Source organism: Actinomycetota bacterium (assembly GCA_005888325.1).
In the GTDB taxonomy this organism is placed as follows: Bacteria; Actinomycetota; Acidimicrobiia; order Acidimicrobiales; family AC-14; genus AC-14.
Genome location: VAWU01000045.1, coordinates 1 through 20,993, shown reverse-complemented (window position 1 = coordinate 20,993; position 20,993 = coordinate 1). Strand labels below are relative to the sequence as shown.

The 20,993-nt window shown below is 71.6% G+C and carries 24 protein-coding genes and 2 pseudogenes (1 of these 26 running past the window's edge); 5 read left to right on the top strand and 21 right to left on the bottom strand.

All coding sequences use genetic code 11. The annotated features are described in order from the left end of the window. Positions 1-413: pseudogene (der, locus tag E6G06_14885) on the bottom strand (ribosome biogenesis GTPase Der) (it extends 854 nt beyond the left edge of the window). A 5-nt stretch (positions 414-418) separates the two neighbouring features. Further along, positions 419-1,771: a DUF512 domain-containing protein gene (locus tag E6G06_14880; protein TML89180.1), complete on the bottom strand. Its 1,353-nt coding sequence runs from the start codon at positions 1,769-1,771 to the stop codon at positions 419-421. A gap of 71 nt (positions 1,772-1,842) precedes the next feature. On the opposite strand from E6G06_14880, the gene ispH reads away from it, so the two are divergent. Together ispH and E6G06_14870 are read left to right on the top strand one after the other, a co-directional pair. After that, positions 1,843-2,880 (top strand): 4-hydroxy-3-methylbut-2-enyl diphosphate reductase, encoded by a 1,038-nt coding sequence (ispH, locus tag E6G06_14875; GenBank protein ID TML89203.1) that lies wholly within the window; start codon positions 1,843-1,845, stop codon positions 2,878-2,880. A gap of 16 nt (positions 2,881-2,896) precedes the next feature. Then, entirely contained in the window at positions 2,897-3,445 is a 549-nt protein-coding gene (locus E6G06_14870; GenBank protein TML89179.1) for an HD domain-containing protein, read from the top strand. Positions 3,446-3,498: 53 nt separating this feature from the next. Here the strand turns inward: E6G06_14870 and E6G06_14865 are convergent, their stop codons facing one another. From E6G06_14865 to E6G06_14830, 8 genes and pseudogenes are all read right to left on the bottom strand, one after another. Beyond that, a complete protein-coding gene (locus E6G06_14865; protein ID TML89178.1) occupies positions 3,499-4,131 on the bottom strand; it encodes a 1-acyl-sn-glycerol-3-phosphate acyltransferase in 633 nt (210 codons plus the stop codon). Further along, a pseudogene (gene cmk / locus E6G06_14860) lies at positions 4,128-4,707 on the bottom strand ((d)CMP kinase). Before cmk ends, E6G06_14865 begins: the two are co-directional and overlap by 4 nt. Further along, a complete protein-coding gene (gene aroA / locus E6G06_14855; protein TML89177.1) occupies positions 4,697-5,956 on the bottom strand; it encodes a 3-phosphoshikimate 1-carboxyvinyltransferase in 1,260 nt (419 codons plus the stop codon). The pseudogene cmk and the gene aroA overlap by 11 nt, the downstream one beginning before the upstream one ends. Continuing rightward, positions 5,953-7,008: a prephenate dehydrogenase/arogenate dehydrogenase family protein gene (locus E6G06_14850; protein TML89176.1), complete on the bottom strand. Its 1,056-nt coding sequence runs from the start codon at positions 7,006-7,008 to the stop codon at positions 5,953-5,955. Before E6G06_14850 ends, aroA begins: the two co-directional genes overlap by 4 nt. Continuing rightward, complete coding sequence (gene aroH, locus E6G06_14845; GenBank protein ID TML89175.1) at positions 6,992-7,360, bottom strand: chorismate mutase; 369 nt, start codon at positions 7,358-7,360, stop codon at positions 6,992-6,994. The genes E6G06_14850 and aroH overlap by 17 nt, the downstream gene beginning before the upstream one ends. A 10-nt stretch (positions 7,361-7,370) precedes the next feature. After that, complete coding sequence (locus E6G06_14840; protein ID TML89202.1) at positions 7,371-8,078, bottom strand: rRNA pseudouridine synthase; 708 nt, start codon at positions 8,076-8,078, stop codon at positions 7,371-7,373. A gap of 20 nt (positions 8,079-8,098) precedes the next feature. Next, positions 8,099-8,674, bottom strand: a complete 576-nt coding sequence (scpB, locus tag E6G06_14835; protein TML89174.1) for an SMC-Scp complex subunit ScpB — start codon at positions 8,672-8,674, stop codon at positions 8,099-8,101. Between the two features lie 21 nt (positions 8,675-8,695). Beyond that, positions 8,696-9,511 carry a segregation/condensation protein A gene (locus tag E6G06_14830; protein TML89201.1) on the bottom strand — a complete coding sequence of 272 codons (816 nt, stop codon included), beginning with the start codon at positions 9,509-9,511 and terminating at the stop codon, positions 8,696-8,698. Positions 9,512-9,570: 59 nt separating this feature from the next. Here E6G06_14830 and trpS point away from each other — a divergent pair, with 59 nt between their 5' ends. Continuing rightward, positions 9,571-10,554, top strand: a complete 984-nt coding sequence (gene trpS / locus E6G06_14825; GenBank protein ID TML89173.1) for a tryptophan--tRNA ligase — start codon at positions 9,571-9,573, stop codon at positions 10,552-10,554. After that, the gene (locus tag E6G06_14820) at positions 10,551-10,793 is read left to right on the top strand and encodes a hypothetical protein (protein TML89172.1); all 243 of its coding nucleotides are present in this window, start codon (positions 10,551-10,553) and stop codon (positions 10,791-10,793) included. The genes trpS and E6G06_14820 overlap by 4 nt, the downstream gene beginning before the upstream one ends. A gap of 81 nt (positions 10,794-10,874) precedes the next feature. Here the strand turns inward: E6G06_14820 and E6G06_14815 are convergent, their stop codons facing one another. The 7 genes from E6G06_14815 to E6G06_14785 are packed head-to-tail and all read right to left on the bottom strand — an operon-like array spanning position 10,875 to position 16,075. Beyond that, positions 10,875-11,405 carry a hypothetical protein gene (locus tag E6G06_14815; GenBank protein ID TML89171.1) on the bottom strand — a complete coding sequence of 177 codons (531 nt, stop codon included), beginning with the start codon at positions 11,403-11,405 and terminating at the stop codon, positions 10,875-10,877. Next, entirely contained in the window at positions 11,372-12,061 is a 690-nt protein-coding gene (locus E6G06_14810) for a site-2 protease family protein (protein TML89170.1), read from the bottom strand. The genes E6G06_14815 and E6G06_14810 overlap by 34 nt, the downstream gene beginning before the upstream one ends. Positions 12,062-12,077: 16 nt before the next feature. Continuing rightward, on the bottom strand, positions 12,078-12,416 hold the full coding sequence (locus E6G06_14805) for a TraR/DksA family transcriptional regulator (GenBank protein TML89169.1): 339 nt from the start codon (positions 12,414-12,416) through the stop codon (positions 12,078-12,080). A 10-nt stretch (positions 12,417-12,426) separates the two neighbouring features. Next, the gene (gene xerD, locus E6G06_14800; GenBank protein ID TML89168.1) at positions 12,427-13,392 is read right to left on the bottom strand and encodes a site-specific tyrosine recombinase XerD; all 966 of its coding nucleotides are present in this window, start codon (positions 13,390-13,392) and stop codon (positions 12,427-12,429) included. Next, on the bottom strand, positions 13,389-13,970 hold the full coding sequence (locus E6G06_14795) for an NUDIX hydrolase (GenBank protein TML89167.1): 582 nt from the start codon (positions 13,968-13,970) through the stop codon (positions 13,389-13,391). Before E6G06_14795 ends, xerD begins: the two co-directional genes overlap by 4 nt. A gap of 49 nt (positions 13,971-14,019) precedes the next feature. Then, positions 14,020-15,660 carry a CTP synthase gene (locus tag E6G06_14790; GenBank protein ID TML89166.1) on the bottom strand — a complete coding sequence of 547 codons (1,641 nt, stop codon included), beginning with the start codon at positions 15,658-15,660 and terminating at the stop codon, positions 14,020-14,022. Between the two features lie 58 nt (positions 15,661-15,718). Continuing rightward, a complete protein-coding gene (locus E6G06_14785) occupies positions 15,719-16,075 on the bottom strand; it encodes a lactoylglutathione lyase (protein ID TML89165.1) in 357 nt (118 codons plus the stop codon). A gap of 209 nt (positions 16,076-16,284) precedes the next feature. On the opposite strand from E6G06_14785, the gene E6G06_14780 reads away from it, so the two are divergent. Continuing rightward, positions 16,285-17,067 carry a phosphatase PAP2 family protein gene (locus tag E6G06_14780; protein ID TML89164.1) on the top strand — a complete coding sequence of 261 codons (783 nt, stop codon included), beginning with the start codon at positions 16,285-16,287 and terminating at the stop codon, positions 17,065-17,067. Here E6G06_14780 and E6G06_14775 read toward each other — a convergent pair. From E6G06_14775 to E6G06_14760, 4 genes are all read right to left on the bottom strand, one after another. Next, positions 17,003-17,881, bottom strand: a complete 879-nt coding sequence (locus E6G06_14775) for a hypothetical protein (GenBank protein ID TML89163.1) — start codon at positions 17,879-17,881, stop codon at positions 17,003-17,005. The two genes, E6G06_14780 and E6G06_14775, sit on opposite strands and share 65 nt — an antisense overlap. Next, positions 17,842-18,519 carry a glycosyltransferase gene (locus tag E6G06_14770; protein ID TML89200.1) on the bottom strand — a complete coding sequence of 226 codons (678 nt, stop codon included), beginning with the start codon at positions 18,517-18,519 and terminating at the stop codon, positions 17,842-17,844. Before E6G06_14770 ends, E6G06_14775 begins: the two co-directional genes overlap by 40 nt. A 29-nt stretch (positions 18,520-18,548) precedes the next feature. Next, entirely contained in the window at positions 18,549-20,156 is a 1,608-nt protein-coding gene (locus E6G06_14765) for a hypothetical protein (protein ID TML89162.1), read from the bottom strand. After that, a partial coding sequence (locus tag E6G06_14760) for a hypothetical protein (GenBank protein TML89161.1) occupies positions 20,153-20,993 on the bottom strand: 841 nt, incomplete at its 5' end. The genes E6G06_14765 and E6G06_14760, both read right to left, overlap by 4 nt.

The following is a 20,993-nucleotide window of genomic DNA, read 5'->3' as shown; positions in this document are numbered from 1 at the left end:
CACCACGCGTCCACTTCACGCACGTCGTTGTCGACCTTGTTGACCACGACCAACACACGCGAGGCATGATGGGCGCGCAGGAGCGCGGCCACCCGGTCGTCGTCGTCGGTGATGCCGATGGTGACGTCGACGACGAACACGATCAGGTCAGCCGCGGCGATGGCCCGCTCGGCCTGCGCGCTCACCTTGGCATCGAGCGACTCCTCACTGTCGAGCCAGCCCCCGGTGTCGATGATGGTGAACCGCCGGCCGCGCCATTCGGCCTCGACCGTCTTGCGGTCACGGGTGACACCCGGGTGCTCCTCGACGATCGTCTCGCGCCGCCCGAGCATCCGGTTGACGAGCGTGGACTTGCCCACGTTGGGCCGTCCGACCACGGCGACGACGGGAAGGGCCCCGACCGGGTCGGCCATCGGGCTCAGCGCTCGATGGCGCGGCGCAGGGCCACGCCGTCGGTGGCGACGATCTCGACCGCCCGCGGGAGGTCGGCCGGGCGGGTGCCGTCGAGGAACCGGCCGTTGGACAGGCAGACGTCGGGCAGGAGGTAACGCGCGCCGCTCGGCTCCGACGCGAGCGTGCGCGCCACGTCGGACCCCACCAGCAGGCCCGTCACCGCGATGTTGCCGCCGAAGAACTCGTTGCGCACCGGCACCACCCGCACGTCGTCGCGTCCGAGCCGGGCGAGCAGCGGCACGAGGACGCGAGCGCCGTACTCGCCGGTGATGACCGCGACCGGCGCTCTCCGTCGGCCGACCTCCGGCTCGTCACCGCGACGGGGCGCCCGGTAACCCGTGGCCGGCGCGCCGTCGACCCATGCGAAGAACCCGGGCTGGACGCCGATGGGCTCGTCGACCTCACCGAACAGCTCGGCCTCGAAGGCGCGCGCCATGCCGATGCCGTCCTCGTGCATAGGGAAGCCCTCGTAGGTCGCCGCGGGCGGGAAGGGGCGGCCGGCCAGCAGGTAGTACTCGTCGGCGGCGAAGGCGAGACGGCGACCGACGGCGCGGTGGAACATCGTCTGCGACCGCTCGACCGCGTCGACCACGGCCGCAGCCTCGTCGCGGGTGTGGGGCCGCATCGCCGCCTCGTGGGAGTGGCGACTCACACCGAGGGGCACGACGCACAACGACGCCAGCTCGGGGTACTCGTCGAGCACGCCCGTCAGCGTGTCGTCGAGCACGCGACCGTCGTTCACGCCGGGACACACCACGACCTGGCCGTGCACCTCGATGTCGTGGTCGAGCAGGGCGCGCAGCCAACGCAGGCTGGTGGCTCCCCGTCGGTTGCGCAGCATCCTGGCCCGCACGTCGGGGTCGGTCGCGTGGATGCTCACGTTGAGCGGGCTCAAGCGCTCGCTCACCACGCGCTCGAGGTCGAGCTCGGTGAAACGCGTGAGCGTCGTGAAATTCCCGTACAGGAACGACAAGCGGTAATCGTCGTCCTTCAGGTACAGGCTCGGTCGCAGCCCCGGGGGCAGCTGGTAGATGAAGCAGAACTCACAGTGGTTGTCGCACGTACGCACCGCGTCGAACAAGGCCGAGTGCACCTCTGCACCCAGCGGCTCGCCCGCCGCCTTCGGCACGCCGAGCTCGAAGTCGAGCCCACCCCGACGCACCTCCAGCGAGAGGTCGGGCTCGTCGGTCAGCAACCGCCACTGGATGACGTCGCGCGGGCGTTCGCCGTCGATGCTCAGGATCTCGTCGCCCGGTTGCAACCCGGCCCGGGCGCCCGGCGATGCAGGCGCGACGGCGACCACGGTCGGAGGGGACATGCGGACAGGATAGGGCGCGCTCCCGGGTAGCCTCACCTCAGATGGAGCGCAGCCAGACGGTTTCGTCGACGATGAGCGTCGAAAAGGTCCTGCTCGCCGCGCCGCGGGGCTTCTGCGCAGGCGTCGAGATGGCCATCAAGGCACTGGCGTGGATGATCCGCGTCTTCGAGCCGCCCGTGTACTGCTACCACGAGATCGTGCACAACCGCCTCGTCGTCGATCGCTTCCGTGACCTCGGCGTGGTGTTCGTCGACGACATCGCCGACGTGCCCGAGGGCGCGCCACTGATGCTCAGCGCGCACGGCTCGGCTCCCGAGGTCGTCGCGGCCGCGCGCGCCAACGGCGGGTTCGTCGTCGACGCGGTCTGTCCCCTGGTGACCAAGGTGCACCACGAGGTGAAGGTGCGGGCGGGCAAGGGCTACTCCATCGTCTATGTCGGCCACGAGGGCCACGACGAGGCGATCGGAACGATGGCGGTGGCGCCGGGCGCCATCCACCTCGTCGAGTCCGACGACGACGTGGCCACCCTCGACGGGATCTCCGGCCCGGTCGCCCTGCTCGCACAGACCACCCTGAGCCATCACGACTGGGCGGGGGTGCTGGCGGCGACGCGCGAGCGCTTCCCCGACCTCTGGATGCCCGGACGCAGCGATCTGTGCTTCGCCACGACCAACCGGCAGTCGGCCCTCACCGAGATCGCGCGCCACGCCGACGCCATCGTCGTCATCGGCTCGGCGAACTCCTCCAACACGGTTGCGCTCGAGAAGGTCGCCAGAGGCGCCGGATGCGCCCGGGTCTACCGCGTGAACGGCGCCGACGAGCTGCCCGACGACCTCGAGGGCACCGTCGGCGTGACCGCGGGGGCGTCGGCTCCCGAGGAGCTCGTGCGGGCGGTCATCGACCGCCTGAACCCGGCCAACGGTGTCGAGGTCGTCACCGTGACCGACGAGGACGAGTACTTCCCGCCGCCGCGCGAGCTGCGCGAGCTGCTGAGCGCGCTCGACACCGCGGTACGGGCCACGCTGGCGGCCGCCGTGCCCACGACGATGGCCTTCGCCGACGACCGCCAGGTGGCAGCGAGCGACGTCCTCGACGCGCTCGCTCCCTAGAGAGGAGAATGACGCCATGACGCAGACCTTCACGCGGATGGACGAGTCGACGCAGGAGCAGTGGGCCCACATCGGTGCCGAGACGATGAAGCGCCAGCAGCACGGCGGCGAGCTGGTGTTGCGCCTGCTGAGGTCGCTCGGTGAGATCACCGACGGCTTCGCCACCGACCAGCTCACCCACTGCCTGCAGACAGCCACCCGCGCCGAGCGGGCCGGCGCGGACCGCGAGGTCGTCGTGGCCTCGCTCTGCCACGACATCGGCAAGGCGATCTCGGTGCCCAATCATCCCGCCATCGCCGCCGAGATCCTCAAGCCGTACGTGCGCGACGAGGTCTGCTCGATGATCCGCGCCCACCAGGACTTCCAGGGGCGTCACTACTACCAGCACTTCGGCGGCGACCCCGACGCCCGCGAGCAGTACCGGGGGCAGCCCTGGTTCGACCTCGCGGCGCGCTTCGCCGACGAATGGGACCAGATCTCGTTCGACCCGGACTACGACACCGAGCCGCTCGAGCACTTCGAGCCCCTCGTCAACGAGGTCTTCGCCACGCCGCACTCGCTCTGACCCGGCTCAGCAGTTCGACGGCACAGCAGTTCGACGGCACAGCAGTTCGAGGCTCAGCCGTTCGCCTTCTCCTCGGCCTCCACGAAGAGACGCTGCAGCTCGACGTGGAGCTGTTCGGTGAGCTCGTGCACGGCGCGGCGCGATGCCCGCCCGTCACCCTTCACCGGCGGGTCCAAGGGCTTGCCCACGACGATGTGGATCTTCACCGGGCGCGGCAGTCGCTCGCCCTTGCGCATGGCGCGCTCGGAGCCGCCGATGCCGACGGGCACGATGGGCACGCCGGCCCGCGTGGCCACGTAGGCGGCACCGTCGAAGAGATCCTCGATTGTCGGGCCGAAACGTCGGGTGCCCTCGGGGAAGAGCACCAGGGGCTCGCCACCTTCCACGACTTCGATGCTGCGGCGCAGCGCCTCGCGGTCCGCGGCGCCGCGCCGAACCGGGAACGCGCCCAGCGCGGAGATGAGCTTGCCGAAGAGCGACACCTTCCAGAGCGAGTCCTTGCCCATGTAGCGCATGCGGCGCCGGGTGACGCCGGAGACGAGCGCGAAGTCGATGAACGACCGGTGCACGGGCGCCAGCACGAACGCACCGGTGGGGGGCACGTTCTCACGCCCCTCGATGGTGAGGCGCCAGTAGGTGCGGCTGACGAGGGCGATGAGCGTGCGGACGGCCTGGTAGAGGATCACAGCCGCTCCAGGATGCGGACGACGACCTCGTCGACCGTCAGCTCGGTGGTGTCGATGACGACGGCGTCGTCGGCCGCCTTCAGGGGCGACACCGGGCGGGTCGAGTCGAGCCGGTCCCGCTGCTCGACGTCGGCTTCGTCCCGCCGTCGACGGGCACGCTCGCCTTCCCCCGCCGTGAGGAAGACCTTCAACCGCGCGTCGGGGAACACGACCGTGCCGATGTCGCGTCCTTCCATCACTCCCCCTTCGTGCGCGCCCGCCCACAGCCGTTGCCGCCCCACCAGCTCGCGGCGGACGCCCGGATGGGCGGAGACGGTGCTCACCGCGCCGTTGACCGCCGGTGCCCGGATCGCCTCCGACACGTCGACGCCGTCGACGACGACACGGTCGCCCACCTCGATCTCGAGGTCGTGCGCCAGCCGCGACGCCACGCGCGAGCGCCACGTGCGTGACCGACCGGTACATCGCGCCCGTGTCGAGATAGGCGACGCCCAGCTTGCGCGCCACAGCCTGCGCGACGGTCGACTTTCCCGATCCCGCGGGCCCGTCGATGGCGATCACACGGTCACCCACCACGAAGCCGCTCCAGGTGTTGACCGAACTCGGGATAGCTGGTGGCGACCGCGTCCCACCCGTCGATCGTGGTCTCGCCGTCGGCGCCCAGCGCCGCCACCGCCATCGCCATCGCGATCCGGTGATCGCCGTGGGACCGCAGCGCGCCGCCGCGCATCGCGGAGGGCCCGTGCACGACCAGGCGGTCGCCGCCGCCCTCGACGCGCCCGCCGAGGGCCGCCAGCTCACTCGAGATGGTGGCGAGACGGTTGCTCTCCTTGATCACGAGCTCGTCGATGCCGGTGAATGTCGTCGTTCCCTTGGCGCGGGCAGCCGCGACGGCCAGCACGGGGATCTCGTCGAGGCCGGGGATCTCCGCCCCCGAGACGTCGGCGGCGCGCAGCTCGGACGAGCGGGCCCGTACCGTGCCGGCCACCTCGTCGACCTCGATGTCGGCACCCATGCGTCGGAGCGCGTCGAGGAACCCCGTGCGCGCCGCACCGAGATAGACGCCCTCGACCGTGACGTCGCTGCCGGACACGGTGCACGCGGCGACGACCCAGAAGGCGGCCTGCGACGGATCCCCGGGGACGTCGAGCTCGAAGGGCTTCAACTCCGAGGGCCGCAACCGCACCTCGAGGCCGTCGACCGCGATGTCGGCCCCGCAGGCGGCGAGCATCTCCTCGGTGTGGGCCCGGGTCGGCGAGATCTCCCGAACAACCGTCTCCCCTGCGGCCCCGAGGCCCGCGAGCAGCACGGCCGACTTCACCTGCGCGCTGGCCATCGGAACGTCGTACTCGATGCCGCGCAGCCGACCGCCGCGCACCACGAGTGGCGGGTAGCGGCCGTCGCCCCGCCCGTCGACGAAGGCACCCATCCGGCGGAGGGGCTCGGCGACGCGGTCCATCGGGCGCTGGGCGATCGACGCGTCGCCTTCGAGCACCGTCAGCCAGGGCAGGCGCGCGCACATCCCCGCCAGCAGGCGGATGCTCGTGCCGGAGTTGCCAACGTCGAGCACCCGATCGGGCTCGCGCAGCACGCTCGCCCCGCCGCTGATCCGCTCGCGGTTCCCGTCGCGTTCGACGTGTGCGCCCATCGCCTCGACCGCGGCGCGGCTGCGGGCCACGTCGTCTCCCGTCGAGAGGTTGCGAACGGTCGACGTGCCTTCTGCGAGGGCGCCCAGCAACAGCGCCCGGTGCGAGATCGACTTGTCTCCCGGCACCCGCACGGTGCCTCGCAGCGGCGTGCCTCCGACGATCGTGAAGGTGGTCATGCGAGTGACCGGACCGACGGCCGGTAGCCGCGCGCCACGAGCGCGCCGCGCACGAGCTCGGTCGCGCTCGTTTCCACGACGACCACGAGGACGCCGCCCGGTCCCTCGGCCGAGTGCGCGATCTCGAGGTCGAGGATGTTGACGCCGAGCTCGCTCGCGAGCGTAGTGACCTCCGCCAGCACGCCCGGCCGGTCGGGCACGGGCACCCGGAGCTCGGCCAGGTCCTCGGGACGCGCCGCCGGCGTCGGCAGGTTCACGCGCGCGGCGCGGGCCCGCTCGAGCAGCCGCAACAGCGCGGTGCGGTCACCCACCGACACGAGCTCGCGCATGTCGGTCAACGCATGCACGAGGGTGTCGAGGGCGGCGACGATCGCGTCGCGGTTCTCGACACAGATGTCGGGCCAGATGCCGGGGTGTCCGGACGCGACGCGCGTCATGTCGCGGAACCCACCCGCGGCCAGCCGGAGCAGGGCGGCGTGCTCCTCGGCTCGTTCGGAGGCGAGCCCCATCAAGGTTGCCGCCGTGAGGTGGGGTACGTGCGAGACGACCGCGACCAGCGCGTCGTGCTGCTCCGGCGTGAGCGCGACCACGTCGGCGCCGAAGGTCGACACGACCGACCGCACGCGCGCGTATGCCTGGGGGTCGGTGTCGATCGTCGGGGTGAGGACCCACGTGGCCCCGGCGAAGAGCTCGGCATCGGCGCCGTCCACGCCCTCCTGCTCGGAACCGGCCATGGGGTGGCCCCCCACGAAACGGGGATGGTCCACGCTCGCCACGACCGGGGCCTTCACCCCGCCGACGTCGGTGACGACGCTGCCGCCAGCGACCGCGCGCGTGGCCTCTGCCGCGATCGCCGACACCGGGACCGCTACGAACGTGAGCTCGGCGTCGGGATCGTGGCCCACCGCGTCGAGCGCCCCCAGGTCGTGGGCGCGTGCGGCACGAGCCTCGTCGACGTCGCGGCCGGTGACGTGCCAGCCCCGTGCCCGCAGCGCGAGCCCGATGGAACCTCCGATCAGCCCCGTGCCGACGACCTCAGCCCGGGAGGTCATCACGCAGACCCCTGGCACCCTCGAGGTACACGTGGAGGAGCTCCTGTGGGGCGCGGTCGGTGGTGAGGTGCATCATCACCCGGACGCAGAGGGGCGTGCCGCCGTGCACGTCGAGCTCGCGGGCGCAGAGAAGGGGCACGTCGCCGAGGCCCAGGGCCCGCGCCGCGGTGGCCGGGAACGCGGAGCGGACGTCTTCGGTGGCCGTGAAGAAGATGCTGATGATCTCGTCCTTGGCCACGCCGTTGCGCTCGAGCATCTCGACCACGAGGGCCTTGACCCGCAGGTGGACCTGCTCCTCGGTGTCGGCGTCGAGCGTGGTCGCGCCGCGTAACGCGCGGACGGCTGGGGACATCAACGGCAATCTAGTGCGGCGGGCCCGGCGCGGCGGCGGCCTGGGCGAGGGCGCGCACCTCGGCCTGCGTGAGCGGACGCCACTCCCCCGGCTTCAGTCGCCGCTCGGCGATCGGCCCGACGCGGGTCCGCACCAAGCGCACCACGGGATGGCCGACCGCCGCGCACATGCGCCGCACCTGACGGTTGCGGCCCTCGTGGATGGTGAGCTTTATCGTCCGCGGCGGCACGAGTGCGACGCGCGCGGGCGCGGTGACGCCATCGTCGAGCTCGACACCCTCGCGCAGGCGCCGCAACGCCGCGGGCGAGGGACGACCGTCGACCTGGGCGAGGTACTCCTTCTCGACGCCGAACGAGGGATGGGTCAGGTGGTGGGTGAGGTCGCCGTCGTTGGTGAGCACGAGCAGGCCCTCGGTGTCCGCGTCGAGGCGGCCCACTGGGAAGACGCGGGGCTCCAGCGGCAACAGGTCGATCACCGTCGGGCGCCCCTCGGGATCGTGCGCGGTGGTCACCACCCCGCTCGGCTTGTTGAGCAGGTAGTACACCAGTCCCGCGCGCGTCGACACCAGGATGTCGTCGACGGCCACCTTGTCGCGCTCGACGTCGACCCGCCGGCCCAGCGCCGCCACCTCGCCGTTCACCGTCACCCGGCCGCTCTCGATGAGGAGCTCGCACGTGCGCCGGCTGCCGAAGCCGCCACGCGCGAGCACCTTCTGCAGGCGCTCGGGGGGCGGAGCGCTCACTCGTCGCCCGTGCGCAACCCCTGTTCGAGCACCTCGACCACCTCGGGACCGGGCACGAACGCACCCAGCGGAGGGAGATCGTCGACGGTGTCGAGCCCCAGCCGCTCGAGGAACAGACGGCTGGTGCCGTAGAGGACGGCGAGCCCCGGACCGGGATCGCGGCCGATCTCCTCGACGTAGCCCCGCAGCTGCAGCGTGCGCATGACCCCGTCGACGTTGACCCCGCGGATGGCGGCCACCTGGGCGCGCGAGACCGGTTGCTTGTAGGCGACGATCGCGAGCGTCTCCAGCGCCGCGGCCGACAGGCGCGCCGACTGACCCTCGAGCGCGAAGCGCTCGACGTACGGCGCGAGGTCGGGATGGCTCTGGAAGCGGTAGCCCCCCGCCACCCGCACGAGCACGAAGCCGCGCTCGTCGGCCTCGTACGCGTCGACCAGCTCCGCGCACAGCTCCTCGACCCGCGCCGGCGACACCTCGAGCAGCTGCGCGAGCAGGTGGGGCTCGAGCGGCTCGTCCGCCACCATCAGGATGGCCTCGATGGCCCGGCGGGCTTCGGTCGACGGCTCAGTCATCTGAAGGCTCAGTCATGTGAACTAGCCATCGTAGGTGTCCATGCCGTCGATGAAGCTGGGGTCGAGGACCGTGTCGCCGCGCTCGCCCACCCACTCGATGTCGAGCTGGCCGAACGTCGACACCTGGTGCAGCTCGACGGTGCCCTGCTTGTAGAGCTCGAGGACGGCGAGGAAGTGGACGATCACCTCGAGGCGCTCGATGAGGTGGCCGGTGAGACGGCGGAACGTGACCCGCCGCAGGCGGGGCAGCTCGCCGACGAGCTGCTCGACCGCGTCACGCACGCTGATGCGGATCGGCGCCACGTGGTCGAGGTCGACCTTCGGCCTGGGCTTGGGCGCCAGCACCTTCACCAGCGCGCCCCTGAGGTCGTCGGGTGTGACGCCTTCGAGCAGGTCGGGCATCACCGCCAGGAAGCGCTCCTCGAGCCCGGCCAGCCGCGGCAGCGAACGGTCGGCCTTGGACATGAGGCGCACGAGCGCGGCCGAGGCGTCCTTGAACGTCTTGCACTCCAGGAGCCGCGACAGCAGCAGGTCGCGCTCCTCGAGCAGCCAGAGCTCCTCGTCGATGTCGACGTCGTCGCGCCCCGGCAGCAGCCGGCGGGTCTTCAGCTCGATCAACGTGGCCGCGATGAGCAGGAACTCGGTGGCGGTGTCGAGGTCCATCCGGCCCATGTGCTCGAGCTCGGCCAGGTAGGCGTCGACGATGCCGGCGAGCGGAACCTCGTAGAGGTCGACCTGCTCCTTGGTGATCAGGTGCAGCAGGAGATCGAAGGGGCCGTCGAAGACCGGCGTGTGGACGAGGTAGCTCGAGCCGGGGCCGACGTCGACGTTCGGCACGTGAGCCACCGGCGCACATTACCGGGGTGGGAGGAGGCGCCGGCGCATACCATGACCCGATGTCACGCGTCTTCTCGGGGATCAAACCGACCGGCCCGGTGACGCTCGGCAACTACGTGGGCGCCCTCCGTCACTGGGTCACCGACCAGCACGAGTTCGACGCGCTGTACTGCGTGGTCGACCTGCACGCGCTCACCGTGCGCCACGATCCCGCCGAGCTCCGGTCGCTGACCCTGGAGCTGTTCCGGTCGCTCATGGCGGTGGGCCTCGATCCCGACGTCTGCACGCTCTTCGTCCAGAGCCACGTCCACGAGCACACCGAGCTGTCGTGGCTCATCGAGTGCACCGTCTCCTTCGGCGAGCTGCGCCGCATGACCCAGTTCAAGGAGAAGGCCCAGGACCGCGACGGCGTGTCCGCCGGGCTCTTCACCTACCCCGCGCTGATGGCGGCGGACATCCTCCTCTACGACGTCGACCGCGTACCGGTGGGCGACGACCAGCGGCAGCACCTCGAGCTGGCGCGCGACGTGGCGGTCCGCTTCAACGCGCGCTACGGCGACACCTTCGTCGTGCCTCAGGCGGCGATCCCCACGGTGGGCGCGCGCGTCAAGGACCTCCAGGACCCGCGGAAGAAGATGTCGAAGACCGAAGAGTCCCCCCAGGGCACGGTCCTGCTGCTGGAGGCGCCCGAGAGCGTGGCCCGCAAGATCAAGCGGGCGGTCACCGACCCGGGAAACGAGGTCCGCTATGACCCCGAAGAGAAGCCGGGGGTGTCGACGCTGCTCGAGCTCCTCGGCGCGGCCACCGGCCGCTCACCCGAGGAGGCGGCCACCGGCTACACGCAGTACGGGCCGCTGAAGTCCGACACCGCCGACGCGGTCATCGAGATGCTCCGGCCGATCAGGGAGCGCTACACCGAGCTGGCGTCCGACGCCGCGGGCACCGCGGCCCTGCTGGAGAAAGGTGCGGCCAAGGCCCAGTCCATCGCGGCCGAGACGCTCGAACGGGCCCAGCGCAACCTCGGCCTGCTCCCCCGCGCGTGAAGCGCGCCCTGGTCATCGCGCTGTTCGCCTTCGGCTACCCCGTGGCCATCGTCGTCATCGCCCGCTACGTGCCGGTCGTGCGCCAGCGCCGTGCCCGTTGGTTCGCAGCCCACGAGGCGGCCGTCTCGGCCGTCGTCGCCGGCCACGCGCTCCGTTCCGACGCCCGCGCGGTCGTCGTCAACGGCGCCTGGCTCGTGGCGGGCACGGCCTGGTACGCGCTGGGCGGCCGGCGCCACTGAGGCCGTCACACGCGCGTTTCTTGGCGCGCCCAACCACCGTCGCGGTGGTTGCGGACACCAAGAAGGGAGGGAAGGCGCGGGTCAGTCGTCGTCGGCGGCCTTGAGCGCGGACCCGACGGCCGCCGGAACGGCCCAGTCCTCGCACTTCTGGTGGTGCTGGCGGGCCCACGTGACGGTCAACGGGTGGCTGCCCGCGAGCGCGAGCATGTCCGCGCCCACCTCGTCGTGGCGCAGGTACAGCCCCACCCGCCGGGTGATGCCGCCCGCCTTGCTCCACTCGGCGGCCATCGCCCGGCCACCCCCGAGCCCCACCATGGTGGCGAGCACCCGCCCGATCGTGCCCAGACCGGACGCGACCTTGCCCACGTCGTGCAGCAGGGCGGCGGCCAGCACCGGTCGCCCCGCCTCATGACCGAGGGCGCGCTCCACCCGATGGGCCACGCCCACGGCGTGGCGGCGGTCGGCGCGGCTCATCCGCTGCCACAGCTTGAGCTCCTCACCGGTGAGCGTGCCCGCCACCCACGCTGCGTCGGCCTGGTCAGGACCGAACGGCCACAGCGAACCGACGAAGCGCCGGATCAGATGAAACGCGCGCCCCACAGGTGTCCCCACAGGTTGAGGCTGAAGTTGAAGAGGTGGGTCAGATAGTTCCCTGGCAACAGGAACACCAGTAGGAAGAGGATCGCGAACGAGTACTGGCGCAGACGCAGCCAGCCCGGCCACCAGTGCGCGGGCAGGAAGCGCTCGATGATGGCGGACCCGTCGAGCGGCGGTATGGGGATGAGGTTGAACGTGGCGAGGACCACGTTGATGATGCCGAACTGGAGCGCGACATCGATCGGCAGCGACGAGTGGGTGGCGGTTCGCAACACGAGCGCGGCGCCGATCGCGAGCACGACGTTGGTGGCGGGCCCGGCCAGGCTGACGAGCAGCGTCTCCTGACGTGGGTTGCGCAGGTTGCGGGGGTTCACGGGCACGGGCTTGGCCCAACCGAACACGGGCGCACCCGCGACCGCGAGCAGCAGGGGCAGCCCGATGCTCCCCAGGGGATCGATGTGGGCGATCGGGTTGAGCGTGAGGCGACCGGCCTTCTTGGCGGTGTCGTCGCCGAACGCCAGCGCAACGACCCCGTGCGACACCTCGTGGAGGATGATGGCAGGGATCAGCACGGCCAGACGGATCCACGTGCTGCGTGACAGGTGGGACACCCACAGCACGGCGATCCCAACGGCGACGAGGACGACGAGCGTCCGGCGGTCGGTCTTCATGTCCCGATTCGCGAGGTTACCGACGAGACGCGCAGTTGATGCACAAGCGGGCGGCCGGCTTTGCCTCGAGGCGGGCGGGGGGGATGGGCTCGCCGCAGTTCTCGCACAGCCCGTAGGTGCCCGCCTCGAACTTGGCCAGGGCGTGCTCGACCTCGGCCAGCGTCTCCTTGAGCGAGTTGGCCAGGGCCTCTGCCTCTCCCCGCTCCGCCGTCACTTGGCTCGAGTCGGCGAAGTTCTGGTCGTACGCGAGACCACCGTCGTCGCCGAAGCCCAGGTCAGCGAGCTGATGGCGAAGCTGCGCCCGCTCCTCGTCGAGGGCGGCGCGCAGATCGGCCAACGCAGCTTCGCTCGGCATGAGCGAAACTCTACCTGTGGTGGGGTCGCCGGGCGCGCGGGTGAGCCTCGTCGTAGACCCTTCGCAGTCGCTCCGTCGTGACCCGCGTGTACACCTGGGTCGTCGAGATCGAGGCGTGCCCGAGCAGCTCCTGCACGGCACGGATGTCCGCGCCGTGGTCGAGCATGTGGGTGGCGCACGAGTGCCGGAGGACGTGAGGCGTGAGGCGGGCGCCGAGGCCGACCCGGTCGCCGTGGCGGCGGACCACGGTCCACGCGCCCTGACGGCTGAGGCGCCCACCCCTCGCGTTGAGGAAGACCGCCTCGGCGTCACCGCGACGGGCCCAGCGCGCAGGTGTCAGCGCGTCGCGACCCGAGCCCGACAGCCACGCCCCGAGGGCCGCGCACGCGGGCCGACCGATGGGCACGACGCGCTCCTTGTCACCCTTGCCCCGGGCGCGCAGCACGCCTTCGTCGAGGTCGATGTCGCCGAGCGACAGGCCCACGAGCTCCGAGATGCGCAGCCCACCCGCGTAGAGCGTCTCCAGGATGGCGCGATCGCGACGTGCGATCGCGTCGTCGCCCACGACCGCGCCCAACAGCGCCTCGATGTCGTCCTCGCCGAGCGCCTTGGGCAGCCCGGCAGGCACGCGCGGCGCGTCGACGCCGTCGGTCGGGTCCTTCCCCGACCCGCCCTCGTCGAGGAGGAACCGGTGCAACGAGCGCACTGCGACGAGCGCACGCGCCACCGAAGCCGGCGCGCGTTCCGCCGTCCGGAGGACCGCCACGTACTCCTCGACCTCACGCTCGCTCACCCGTTCGACGGGCACCGAGCGCTCGTTCAGAAACTCCACATATGCCGCCAGGTCGCGCCGGTAGGCGACCAGCGTGTTCGTCGAGCGGCCCCGCTCGACCGCCAGCCACGAGAGGAACTCCTCGATCGGCGTCGGGAGGGCGGCGCGACTGAGCGGCACGCCCGGCGCAGCCCGACGACTCAAGAAGCGAGCGCGACCCGCGCGAGCAACAAGCCGATGAGCGACTTGGCGTCGATGAGCGCTCCGCTCGCGATGAGTCCCGTGACGTCGTCGAAGCTGATCCGTTCGATCGTCATGTGCCGCTCCTCGACGCCCTGCGCGGAGGATGCGCACGCCTCCAGGTCGAGCGCCATGAACACGAACGAGTGCTCGTCGCAGAAGCCGGGCGAGTTGTAGAACTCGGCCAGCTTCTCGAGCCGTCCGGCCCGCATCCCGACCTCCTCCTCCAGCTCGCGCCGGGCGGTGCGCTCGACCGGCTCGCCGTCGACGTCGCGCTTGCCGGCGGGGATCTCGAGCAGCTCGCGGTCGACCGCGGCGCGGTACTGGCGCACCAGGAGGACGGCCGTGCCCTCGTCGACGACAGGCACCACCGACACCGCGCCGGGATGGTGCACGACGTCGCGCTCGAATTCCCCGCCGTCGGGATCCTCGAAGGTGGCCCGCGCCACCGAGATCAGCGAGCCCCGGTGCACGAGCTCCTCGCCGAGCTTGCGGAAGCGTCCGCTCACCGGTGCAACGTCCTCGTTCCTCGGACGCTGCACCGCTCTGTCACATGGGAGCTGCGCGCCTCCGCTGCGCTTCGGTGCTCGCTCAAACGCGCTCGAGGTCGAGCAGGCGGGGTGCCCGCCCCTCGGCCCGGCTCAGCGCGGCGCCGACGAACTCGCGGAAGAGGGGGTGGGGGCGATCGGGGCGGCTCTTGAACTCGGGGTGGGCCTGGGTGCCGACCCAGAAGGGATGGCCCGCGAGCTCGAGGAACTCCACGAGGCGGTCGTCGGGAGACGTGCCCGTGGAGAGCAGGCCGGCTTCTTCCATTGGGCCGCGGTAGCGGTTGTTGAACTCGTAACGGTGACGGTGCCGCTCGTAGACGATGGGCTCGCCGTAGGCCGCCGCCACCTTCGACCCCGACCGGAGCCGGGCCGGGTAGACACCCAGCCGCATCGTGCCGCCGTAGTCGACCACCTCGCGCTGGTCGTCCATGAGGTCGATCACCTTGTGCGGCGAGTGGTTGTCGAACTCGGAGCTGTTGGCGCCCACGAGTCCGAGCACGTTGCGAGCGAAGTCGATGGTCATCACGTGCAAACCCAGGCAGAGGCCGAGGCACGGGATCTCGTGCTCGCGCGCGTAGCCGGCGGCGGCGATCTTGCCCTCGATGCCACGCGGTCCGAACCCCCCGGGGATGACGATGCCGTCGAGGTCGCGCAGGCGGCCTTCAGCCAGCAGGCCCTCGACCTCCTCGGCCTGGATCCACTCGATCTCGACCTTGGCGCCGTGATGGAAGCCGCCGTGCTTGCACGCCTCGACGACCGACAGATAGGCGTCCGGGAGGTTCACGTACTTGCCGATGAGGCCGATGCGCACCGGCGTGGTCGCGGCGTCGACCCGGTGGACGAGGGCCTCCCAGCTGCCGAGGTCGGGCGCGTGCTCGGGCCCATCGAAGCGCAACAGCCCGCAGACGTAGCCGTCGAGCCCCTCTTCGTGCAGCACGAGCGGGATCTCGTAGAGGTTGTGGGCGTCGACTGCGCTGACGACGGCTTCCGAAGGCACGTCGCAGAGCATGGAGATCTTGCGCTTGAGCGCGGGCGAGATCGGCCGGTCGCTGCGGCACACGATGGCATCGGGTTGGATGCCGCGGCTGCGCAGCTCGGTGACCGAGTGCTGCGTGGGCTTCGTCTTCTGCTCGCCGGACGGGCCGATGAACGGCACGAGCGTGACGTGCACATAGCACACGTTCTCGCGCCCGACCTCCTTGCGGAACTGACGGATGGCTTCCAGGAACGGCAGGATCTCGATGTCGCCGACGGTGCCGCCCACCTCGGTGATGACGACGTCGATGTCGTCGGCCGCCAACCGCAGGATGCGATCCTTGATCTCGTTGGTGATGTGCGGGATGACCTGCACGGTGTCGCCCAGGTAGTCGCCCCGGCGTTCCTTCGCCAGCACCGCCGAGTAGATCGAGCCGGTCGTGGCGTTGGAGTCGCGGTGCAGGCTCACGTCGATGAACCGCTCGTAGTGACCCAGGTCGAGGTCGGTCTCGCCGCCGTCGTCGGTGACGAACACCTCACCGTGCTGGAAGGGGTTCATCGTGCCCGGGTCGACGTTGATGTAGGGGTCGAGCTTCTGCAGCGTGACCCGGAGGCCCCTGCTCTTGAGCAGCCGCCCGAGCGACGAGGCCGTGAGGCCCTTGCCGAGACTGCTCGCCACCCCGCCCGTCACGAAGATGTGCTTGGTCACGGGATTCCAACCTACCGCGGCGTGGCCCGCCGCCGGGACGATCCCCGGGGGGCGGCGTCTACTCCGGCTGGTTCAGCTCGATCAGGTTGCCCGACGGATCGCGCAGGAAGGCCTGATGGCCGGCGCCAGGAGTCAGGGGCACCGGGTCGATCTTCCACCCCGCGGCTCGGATCTCGTCGATCGCGCCCGGCAGGTCGTCGACCTCGAGGGCGAAGTGCTGGAGCGTGTCCGGCGGCGCATCCGGCGAGAGCGCCAGGTGCACCTGCTGGTCGCCGGCCCGGAGCCATGCACCCGGCAGGCCGAAGTCGGGTCGCTCGGTCACGACCTCGCAGCCGAGGACATCCGTGTAGAAGCGCACGTCCCGATCGACATCGGTGACGACGAGCGCGACGTGCTGCACACCTGTGACCTTCATGGCCGGACAGCGTAGGCCCCTTACCATGGCTCTGCCCATGAGCGAGCACCGAAGCGAAGCGGAGGAGCGCAGCTCCCTTGTGGCAGGCCGGTGCAGCGTCCGAGGGACGAGGACGGTGCACCGGTGAGCGAGCACCGAAGCGAAGCGGAGGAGCGCAGCTCCCTTGTGGCAGGCCGGTGCAGCGTCCGAGGGACGAGGACGGTGCACCGGTGAGCGAGCACCGAAGCGAAGCGGAGGAGCGCAGCTCCCTTGTGGTGAGCGAGCACTTGATCACGCCGATCCACGCCTGGCGGCGTCCGGAGCTGGCGCCGCGTCACGAGGACGTGGTCGCGACGGTCGCGTCACTGACGACGTTCCTCGCGCTGCTCGTCTCCGTCGTCGCCGATGCGGGGCTCACCTTCGCCGACACGCCGCTGCGCGACTTCATCGCCGACCATGCGAACGCGCCGATGGCCGACCGCTTGGAGCACCTCACGTACTTCGGCGCGGTCGAGTTCCTGGTCCCCACCGGCATGTTCGTGGGCTGGCTCCTGTGCCGCTGGTACCGGTCGTGGTGGCCGGCGTTCGTCATGTCGGCGGCCTATGTCGGGGCCATCACCTCCGGCTCCTTCCTCAAGAAGGCGGTGCGCCGGCCGGAGCCCTTCGACCTCGTGGGCGACGTGGGCCGCAGCTTTCCGTCCGGCCACACCACGCAGACGGCGGCGGTGTGGACCATGATCGCGATCCTCGTGGTGATCAAGCTGCGCGCCGACGGTCGCGCGCACTGGGGGTCGCGGGCAGCCCCGACCATCGCCGTCGCGGCCAACCTCGCCGTCGGCCTGGCCATGCTGTATCGGGGCTCGCACTGGTTGACCGACACGGTCGCCGGTTACGCGCTCGGTGGGTTCTGGGTCGCGAGCACGCTGCTGTGGGCTCGACCCGAGCTCCTCAGGGCAGCCGCCCGGTACGGTCGAGGAAGCGAAGTGGTGGGACCGCGTCGATCACCCGGCTGAACGACACGACCTCGCTCGAGAGATTGAGCGCGGCCACGACCGCCAACACGACGAGCCGGGTTCGCGGCGCGCACGACACCACCACGCCGAGGCCGAGCACCGCGCCGAGGACGTTGGCGCCGGCGTCACCGAGCATCAGCCGCTCGTGCAGGTCGTCGAGCAGCAGCGCCAGCGCGGCACCGACGACGACCGCGACGCCGCCCAACGCGTGCGCGGCGCCGGTGGCGAGGGCCAGGGCCACGAACGTGACGCCCGCGACCTTGATCACCCGTCCGGGCCGCCGATCGAGCAGGTTGCCCAGGTTGGCGGCCATCGCCACGAGCGCGCCGTCGGCGAGCAGCCGGCCGATCGATTGCCCCGCGACCGGCGCGACCACCACCAGCGCGACGGCTGCGCCCCCGACCAGCTTCATCCCCCCGGTCGTGAGCCGGCCCCGGAGCAGCGACGCGACGTGGCCGCGGAAGCCGCGAGCGTCACCGTGGCCGAGAAGATCGTCGACCGCGCCCAGCAGTCCGAAACCCACGGCCGCGAGGAGGACGAGCGCTCGCACTCCGGTCAGCCCGCCTGCGTCCCCCGCGCCGCCGGCGCCGGCAACCGCGCGCCCCGCCTCGACGACCAGCGCCGCCAGCGGCACGACGATCCCCGCGGCGGTCACGACCTCGCGTCCGCGCCAGTTCTCTCGCACCGTGATCGCTGTCGTGAACGCAGGACGGAGAAGCACCCAGAGCAGCCGCCCGGCGAGGAACCCGACGAGTGCCTGTCCCGCGAGCCCCATCAGGACCGCGCCGGGTGCGCCGAGCTGAGGCGGGGCCACAGCGCCCGCACCACGTCGGTGCCTTGACGGCCCCGGTGCGCGAAGCCGGAGAGCCTGCGCCCGGTGTGGCGATGGTCGAGCGCGACGGGCACCTCCACTACTCGCGCCCCTTGTCGGACCGCGTCGATGGTGAGGCCGACCTCGAGCCCGAAGCGGGCGGCCGGCTCGAGGCTTCGCAGCAGGTCGGCGCGCACCGCCCGTTGGCCCGACAACGGTGCGACGGCCACGAAGCCGCACGCGCGGCGGATCCCCCACCGGCTCAGGTTGCGCACCAGGCCGAGGCCGCCTCGTCGGCCTGCGCTCGGGAGCACGGCGATGGTCATGTCGACCTCGTCCGCGAGAACGGGATCGAGCAACGCGCACGCTGCGGTGGCGGTGGCGCCGACGTCGGCGTCGACCAACAGGTAGACCCGCGCGTTCGGGGTTGCGGCAATGCCTGCCGCCACCGCACCGCCCTTGCCGACGTTGGCGCCAAGCTGCACGACCCGCGCGCCCGCGTCGCGCGCGACGTCGGCCGTGGCATCGCGCGACCCGTCGTCGACCACCACGACCTCATCGACGCGCTCGAGCGCGCGCAGAGCGACGACGGTGGCGGCCACCGAGTCAGCGCGCTCGTACGCGGGCACGAGGGCCACGATGGGGCCCTCGGGGGGGCCCGGTGCGCGCCTCACGGGACACCCTCCGGGACCGTGGCGGGAGGCAGCTGCAGGCCATGCAGCTCGGGCGCCCGAGTCGCCCACGCGATGCCGATGAAGACGGCGACGCCCGCCACGCCGGCCACCACCACCGTCGCCGCCGCGCCACCGCGGCCGTCGAGGGCAACCGCATCGGACACGAGCCGCGCCACCACGCCGGCCGCGAGCGCGCCTGCGGCGCTGCGCGCCAGCGAGGTCAGGCAGGCGACGCGCTCGCCGACCCGCCGGCGCAGGAGCACGAGCAGGACCGACGCGGCGCCCACCATGGCCACCGAGTGGGCGATCCCGAGCACGACGACCTTGTCGGAGCCGGACACCGACGCGTACAGGGCGACCATGAGCGCAACGCCACCGGTCGTCGCGCCGAGGTGGACGAGCGCCGGTGTGCGGGCGTCGCCCGCGGCGTAGCTCGCGCGCGTCACGTGCTGGAAGAGCGAGTAGCCGACCAGTCCCAGCGCGTAGGCGGCGAGCACGCGCGCCACCAGGCCCGCGCCCGCCGCGTCGAGCGAGCCCAGCTGCACCACGCGCAGGGTGGGCCGTCCGATCGCGATGAGCAACGCGGAGGCGGGCAACACCAGGAAGGCGATGAGGCGGACACCGCCGGAGACCGTTGCCATGAACTCGCGCCAGTGCCGACGCGCCGCCTCGGCCGCGATTCTGGGATAGAGCGCGGTGAAGATGGGGTTGGCGAGCACCGCGAACGGCAGCAGGAAGAACGTGAACGCGATCTGGAACGCGACCACCCCGCCCTCGATGTGGTTGGCGAGCACGAGCGTCACCGCGATCAGGACCTGGTTCAGCGCGAGGAACGCGGCGGCCCACAGGCCGGGCTTGCCCAGACCGCGCACCTGCGGGTGCACGAGGTCCCAGCGGGGGCGGAGCCGCAGCCCCGCCCGGCGGACCGACACCAGGGGGACGATCGCCATGCCCAGCACGCCCAGGGTGGTGCCCACCGCCAGCACCGCCTGCTGCGAGCCCGTGATGCCCAGCCCGGGCGGACCCTCCTCGCCTCCGGCGTGCCGCTGCACCGCGAATACGATCATGGTCGCCGTCACCACCAGGTTGTTGGCCATCGGGGCGAACGCGGGCGCCGCGAACCGCCGCCGACCGTGCAGCATCGCGGTCGCGATTGCACCGACCGCGTAGAGCATCACCTGCGGCAGGAAGAAGATGAGGAAGAACGAGCCCAGGCGCACCTCGTCGTCGCGTATACCGTGATCGCTGACCGCGACGGTGAGCGCGCGCATCATCCACGGGCGGGCCACGAGGCCCACCGCCGTCACGAGACCGAGGCCGACCAGGGCGACGCCCAGCAGCGCACCGGCCACGTGCTGGGCCTCCTCGTCGCGTCCCTCGTCGAAGAGCCGCACGAAGGTGGGCACGAGCACCGACGAGAGCAGGCCCGCGGCGAGCAGCTCGAAGAGGATGTTGGAGACCAGGTTCGCCGTCTGGTAGGTGTTCCCGAGAAAGGTGGTGCCGAGCGCGGCGCCGATCGCGATCACGCGCACGAAGCCCGTGAGGCGCGCCGCCACGTTCCCTGCGGTGATCACCGCCGTCGAACGCAGGAAGCTCTGGCTCACGGTTCGGGCGCGGGGGGAGGAAGCTCTCGCTGCGCCTGTGGGCCCACGCCGAAGTGCCCGGCCGGAGTCGTGGCGGGCTGACGCAGGAGCATCACGACCGCGGCGCGGCCTGCGAAGGCCTCCAGGTCGTCGACCGTGGAGACCGTCGGCGTCAGCTGACGGTCGCGCCGCAGCGGCCCCACGAACACCTCGCGACCCCCGGGCTGGTCGGTCCCCGCCTCGACCGCGACGACTCCGGGCTCGATGCCCGCCAAGGCGCGCACCAGGGGGATCGCCACCTCGTCGTCGCTCAGCTCCGCGCCCGCGCCCGACATCACTACGACGCGCGGAGTGGAGGCCGACGCAGGTGCCGTGGACGGCCCCGCACCGGTCGTCGTGGTAGTCGCCGGGCTCGCGGCCGGCGACTCGATCTCGACGAAGCCCGCGTCGCGCAGCGCAGCCAGCCGGCTCGTGTCGCTCACCCTGCCGCCGATCACGTCAGCCATGACGCTCAACGCCTGGCTGCGCGTGTCCGCCGCGTTGCCGGAGGCGATGCCGAGCGCGGCCGCGAGGGCCTGGACGTCGCCCTGGCTGTCGAGGCGCAGCTTCCGCGTCAGCCAGATCGTGCCCTGGGACTGCGCTCCCGCGTTCGCGAGCTGCCGGCGCAACGTGTCCGCCGGTCCCTGCTCGATGCCGCGGATGCCGACGAGCACCACCGGCACGCCGGCGAGATCCCCGGCGAGGAGTGGGTCCTCGGCCTCTTGCTGAACCTTGCTCAGCGCGGCGTTCACCTTCTTGAGCGCGGCGTTCTCCCTGCTGACGTTCTTGTTCTTTCCCTCCAGATCGTCCTGACGGTTG